The following is a 6000-nucleotide window of genomic DNA, read 5'->3' as shown; positions in this document are numbered from 1 at the left end:
TATGGCCCACTCAAAGAGAAGCAAGAAACTTAGCTGGGGGCGAAGCCCCCGGCAAACCATCACTAAATACTAAAAATATCCATCGTCCCGATGGAAAACCCTGCTACACAACTTTCTTGACGCTACCCACAAACCACTTGCTCGCCCCATTTTGTACGAAAAATCGTACAATCCTGCCTCACAAACCGCGCACACGCACCATTTTGCACGAAAAATCGTACAATCCCGCCTCAAAACCTCGCACACGCACCATTTTGTACAAAAAATCGTACAAACTACCACACCCAACCGCGCACACGTACCATTTTGCACGAAAAATCGTACAAACTACCGCCTTCCCCCCCTCACACGCCCCTTTTTGTACGAAAAATCGTACAAACCCGCCCCACAATCCTCGCACCTGCACCATTTTGTACGAAAAATCGTACAAACACCCCACTCACTCCACTCACACGCACCATTTTGTACGAAAAATCGTACAATCCCGCCCCACAATCCTCGCACCTGCCCCATTTTGTACGAAAAATCGTACAATCCCGCCCCACAATCCTCGCACACGCACCATTTTGTACGAAAAATCGTACAAACTACCGCACCCAACCGCGCACGCACCCCTTTTTGTACGAAAAATCGTACAAACTGCCGCACCCAACCGCGCACGCACCCCATTTTGTACGAAAAATCGTACAATCCCGCCACCAACCCCCAGCCAACCGTCCAGCCAACAAACAAACAAAAAAAAGAGCGCGTCTCAGACGTCGCTCTTTCTCTCGCAATTCATTTCCCCGCCGCCTCTGCCGGCTTTTCATAAATAAGCATCACGAGGGCATATTGCATTACGGCCGCCGTGAACAGGATGACGGGCATCCAGACCGAGCCTTCGTCCGATCCGAAGACGGCCAGCAGCGTTATCGAGATGACGCGGCCTATATTCAAGAACAGCTCCCGCATGACAACGGATTCGATTCGGAGCTGCCCTTTTAACGGCAGCGTTCCGATTAGACGATAGTAGTAGGAAGTCAGCGTATTAATCGCAAGCGGATTGCAGATGGAGAAAATAATCATAAAGACCAATACCGACCACAGCTCCACGCCGAACAGCAGCAGCGATGCCCCAATGACGGTGCCCGTCGTCGACATGAACACATACTGGCGCACGTTCTCCTTCTGCGCTTTTCGCGAAATCACGTAACCGGTCGCCACCGTCAGCCCCGAGAAGAAAACGCCGAGATACCCGACCCAGTCCTCGCGGTTAACCGCCTGAAACAGCAAAATATTCGGCAGGAACAGCATGATCCCCTGAAATAACCCCAGCACCAAAAAACCATACAACGCCTTCACCCAGCGGCGGTTGCGCTGCATCACCTCGCCCATCAGCTTCAAGTAATACGCCTTATGATGCGTTTCAACCATCGGAATGCGGAAGCTGATGACGGCGGCGATGACGAACATAATAAAGGCCAGCGTAAAAATAATAATATATCCCTGAAGCCCGTCATTTCTCTGAATAATAAATCCGGCGAGCGCCGGTCCGAGCAGTCCCGCGGAATTGAAGGTCACCATATTGATCGCCAGAAACCGGATCCGGTTCGCGTCCGTCGACACGTCATACTGCAGCACCAGATATCCCGTCCAATAAAAGCCGGCGGCAACCCCATTAAAAAGCGCGAACAAAATATAAAAGTCCGGCACCCTCTCCTGCGCCACGATGACCATCAAATAAAACGCGGCGATCATTACGATGCCGATCCGGTACGTCATCATCCGGTCTTTCTTTTTCGCTAACCAGCCGCCTGCCGCAAATGCCAACGGAGTAACCGCGTACAAAATAATGTTGTAAACCGCGTTGATTACCAAATCCTCGGTCAGCCGCCATAAGTACAGATTAAGGAAGAGCCCGGACATCGATGCCCCGAATTGAAAGCAGCTGTGAATAAATAGAGCGGTGACCGCATCCTTGCCGAGCCTTCGTTCCGGCGGTATCGCCGGACCTTTCATCGAATGAAAAGCGTTTTGCAAGCCGCGTTTGAGTTGCATCTGGCCGTTTCCCCCGTTGCGTTTCGGCGAGCCTACTCGTCGATGATCGTTTTTCTTTCAGTTTAACACACCCGCACAAATTTGGAAGATAAAAAAGAAACCGCCTTCAAGCCCGAAAAGGCGCTTAAAGGCAGTGTTCAACTCATCGACCCTTATTGGCTAATGCCAGCCAAGCTTGCGCCGGCCTGCTGAAACGGATAGACGAAGAAATACTCGCCGGAGCCGACTTCAACCGCTACTTCGGCAGGCGCTTCCGAAACCCGCTGCAAGCCCGCGGCTTTCCTTAACGCTTCGCCGCTCTCTTTCACTGCGCTTGCAGATGCAGCGCCCGGCAGCCGGATCTCCGCCGTCGTATTCGGCGGCACCGTCACCTCCAGCCGCATCGTACCGTCTCCCTCCATCTTCCACGCGGAGCGAACCTGGCCGTACAAGGTTTCGATGCTGCCCTCAGCCCAGGTTAATCCGTCTCCGGGCTGAGGGGCGATGACGATTTTTTTGTAGCCCGGAGCGCGTTCATCCGTCTGAATGCCTGCAACAGTCTTGTACAGCCAATCGCCTACCGCACCGTAAGCATAGTGGTTGAACGAATTCATATCCTTGCTCCAGAAGCTGCCGTCCTCTTTGATTCCGTCCCAATGCTCCCATATCGTGGTAGCGCCCTTCGTGACCGGATAAAGCCAAGACGGGTAGTCCTTCTGCAAGAGCAGCCGGTAAGCGTCGTCGTTCATCCCATAACGGCTAAGCACATGGTTGATATACGGTGTTCCGACGAAGCCGGTCGTCAGGTGATGCTTGCTGTCCTCAAGCAGCTTTTTCAGCTTGTCAGCCGCGCGTCTTTCAGCCGTCTCATCCAGCAGGCCGAACATGAGCGCCAGCACATGCGCCGTCTGCGTCGAAGCGGATAGCCTTCCGGACGGCGTCACGAACTCGCTTCTGAACGCCTCCATGACCCGCTCCTCGAGCTCGCCGTATACCGCTTCATCCTCCGTTTTGCCAAGAACTCCCGCTGTCTTCCGCAGCAGCGAAACGGAATAGGCGTAGAAGGCCGAAGCGATCAAATCTCTCTCCGTCGCGCCTACATAATCGCCGGACTTGGCGTCCAGACCAAGCCAATCGCCGAAATGGAAGCCGGTGTTCCACAAATATTCCTGCTCCCCTTGCGCCAGGATATACGACACCCACTTCTGCATGCTCGCGTACTGCCGCTCCAAGATGCGCGCGTCGCCATAGCTGACGTAAAGCGTCCAAGGACAGATGACGGCCGCATCGCCCCAAGCCGCAGAAGCGTAATCCGAGTCATTAAGCACATGTGGCACAACGAACGGTACCGCTCCGTCCTCTCGCTGGTCCGCCGCCAGGTCGCCAAGCCATTTCGTAAAAAACGGCGCGACATTCGCTAAGTATGCCGACGTCCCGATGAACATCTGAGCGTCTCCCGTCCAGCCAAGCCGCTCGTCGCGCTGCGGACAGTCGGTCGGCACGTCGAGGAAATTGCCCTTAAGCCCCCAAAGGATATTGCTTTGCAGCTGGTTAATTAGCGGATCCGAGCACTCGAAACGCCCCGTCATCTCCATATCGGAATGAAGAACAACCGCCTCGAACGAAGCGAGATCGATCGGCTCCGGAAATCCGATCAGCCGGACATAGCGGAAGCCTTGGAAGGTAAAGCGCGGCTCATAGATCTCCTCGCCGCCGCCTTTGCAGAAATAATGAACCGTTTGTTTCGCCTTTCGAAGATTTTCCGTATAGAAGTTGCCCTCCTGATCCAGCACCTCCGCATGCATCAGCTTCACTTCCGTTCCCGCCTCTGCCGTTAAGCGGAATCGGACCCAGCCTACCAGGTTCTGCCCAAAATCGATGACTGTTTCGCCTTTAGGCGTCCTTATTTTTCCGACCGGCTTCAATGTCTGAATCTTCTTTACCGGTTCGTTGATCTGAGGCGTCAGCCTGCTGTTATCTTGATCGATGACTTCAACGTCCGCCCAGCCTTCCGCCTTATAATCCGCTCTGCTCCAGCCGGACAGCTCAAGCCTTGCGTCGTAGGTTTCCCCGTGATAAATTTCCGCCATCCGAATCGGCCCCGGCGCGCACTTCCAGCTCCGATCGGTAACAACGGTCTCCTCGCTCCCGTCCTCGTACAGGACATGCATTTGCATCAGCAAGGCAAGCCGGTCCCCGTACAAACAGCCTTTACCGCTCCATCCTAAATCCCCTTTGTACCAGCCGTTGCCGAGCCAGGCTCCGATCGCATTCTCACCTGCACGAAGCATCTCCGTCACGTCATACGTTTGCGTCTGGAGCGTATGGCCGTAACTCGTCCAGCCAGGCGTGAAGTAACTGTCGCCTACCCGCCTTCCGTTCACTTCAAGCTCGTAAAGACCAAGCGCCGTCGCGTAAATTCTCGCCCGCTTTACCGCCGCTTTCAGATGGAAGCCTGCGCGGAGAAGCGGCAGCCTTGCGGAATCGTCTGGCAGCAGATCGGCGGGCGCCGCAATCCACTCCGCCTTCCACGTCTCTCCCTGCAGCATTCCCGTTTCCCATAATGCGGTGTCCGACCATTCTGTGCTATCGCCGTTGCCGTCCCACACTCTTACCCGATAAAAATAGCGCTTACACGACTCCGCTTCAAAATGCTCCAGCGCCACATGAACCGATTGCTCGGAATCCACACGACCCGAACGCCAAATCGTACGCGTAAACCGGTCATCCTCCGCAACCTCGATCTCATAGGCGGATTGCTTTACCGCCCGTTCTTCCGCCTCCAGCCTCCAGCTGATGCGCGGATGCTTCTCTCCGATACCGACCGGATTTTTCCTATATTCGCAACGCAAGTCTACTACATGGACCATCGTATCCCTCCCAATTGTCAGCCGATGCCCTTTTCAACTATTATTATAAAAAAGCTAACCGGAATTTTTGGTGGCAAAACGGACATTTTATCAAGGGGTATCGGACATTATGATTTCTTGAGAAGAGGGTGAAAAGCGATGCAAAGACCGGCCGAGACCTACCGCGGGGACGGCTTCTTCCGCCAGAATCAGCTGCTGTATATCAATCGCAGCTCCGAAAGCTTTACGGTGCCGTTTCATAACCACGACTTTCTGGAAATCGCGTTCATTGCCGAAGGCGAAGGCTTTCATTATGCCGGAGATACGGTTCTGAAGGTGAGAAAAGGCGACCTCTTCTATATCCCGATCGGCTATTCCCACGTGTTCAGGCCCGCTTCAACGAACGGAACGCCGCTCATCGTCCACAATTGCGTCTTTTCCCCGCTTCTTCTGCCTAAGCTTACGGCGTTTGCCTCGGACGGCGGGCTGATAGCGTTTTTGAAGGAAATGGAGAGCGGCTTGCTTGACTTTCATGCCCGTCAGGACCGGAATGACCGATTTCAAAAGCTGTTCGCCCAATTATACGAAAACTACGCGTCGCCGCTTGCGGCGGCAACCGAATACCTTCACGGACTGCTGCTTCAGCTTCTAATCGAGCTGTATCGCACAGGAGAGGAAGCGGAATGGGGAACAAGACCGAAGGAGACGATCTTTCAAGATATTCTTCACTATCTGGATCATCATTACGGACAGGAGCTGTCGCTTGCCAAGCTGGCGCAAAAAAGCGGGTTCAGCGAGCGGCATCTCCAGCGTCTGTTCCATCGTCATACCGGACAAAGCTGGAACAGCTATTTACAGTCGCTGCGGATCCAAAAAAGCAGAGAGCTGCTGGCCGGTACTCCGGACAAGATCAGCGCGGTCGCCGAAGCTGTCGGCTATAAGGATGTCCAGACCTTCAACGCCTTGTTCAAGCGGATAACAGGCCTCACTCCTCGTCAATATCGAAGCATGACCTAAGCCGCGCGCATAAAGACGCATCCTCCGGCCAAAGCTAACCATCGTTTCAGGAAAGGAGGAGAAGCACGTGGCCAAGCAGCAAGGGCATGCCAATCAGAACACGAAGACCAAGTCGTCC

General features: G+C 54.1%; 3 protein-coding genes. 1 reads left to right on the top strand and 2 read right to left on the bottom strand.

The window, feature by feature from the left end; translation table 11 throughout:
- Nucleotides 1-777: 777 nt before the first annotated feature.
- On the bottom strand, nucleotides 778-2037 hold the full coding sequence (locus D3P08_RS20280) for an MFS transporter (protein WP_240647671.1): 1260 nt from the start codon (nucleotides 2035-2037) through the stop codon (nucleotides 778-780).
- Nucleotides 2038-2189: 152 nt separating this feature from the next.
- Nucleotides 2190-4886, bottom strand: a complete 2697-nt coding sequence (locus D3P08_RS20275; protein WP_119601913.1) for a glycoside hydrolase family 78 protein — start codon at nucleotides 4884-4886, stop codon at nucleotides 2190-2192.
- Nucleotides 4887-5024: 138 nt separating this feature from the next.
- On the opposite strand from D3P08_RS20275, the gene D3P08_RS20270 reads away from it, so the two are divergent.
- On the top strand, nucleotides 5025-5882 hold the full coding sequence (locus tag D3P08_RS20270) for an AraC family transcriptional regulator (protein ID WP_119601911.1): 858 nt from the start codon (nucleotides 5025-5027) through the stop codon (nucleotides 5880-5882).
- Nucleotides 5883-6000 lie beyond the last annotated feature (118 nt).

It is taken from the genome of Paenibacillus nanensis, assembly GCF_003583765.1.
Lineage (GTDB): Bacteria > Bacillota > Bacilli > Paenibacillales > Paenibacillaceae > Pristimantibacillus > Pristimantibacillus nanensis.
This window is presented reverse-complemented; position numbering and strand designations above follow the sequence as displayed.

Excerpts from the sequence above, each read along its gene's own strand:
- D3P08_RS20280 (WP_240647671.1), bottom strand. The coding sequence starts at position 2,037 with ATGCAACTCAAACGCGGCTTGCAAAACGCTTTTCATTCGATGAAAGGT.
- D3P08_RS20275 (WP_119601913.1), bottom strand. The coding sequence starts at position 4,886 with ATGGTCCATGTAGTAGACTTGCGTTGCGAATATAGGAAAAATCCGGTC.
- D3P08_RS20270 (WP_119601911.1), top strand. The coding sequence starts at position 5,025 with ATGCAAAGACCGGCCGAGACCTACCGCGGGGACGGCTTCTTCCGCCAG.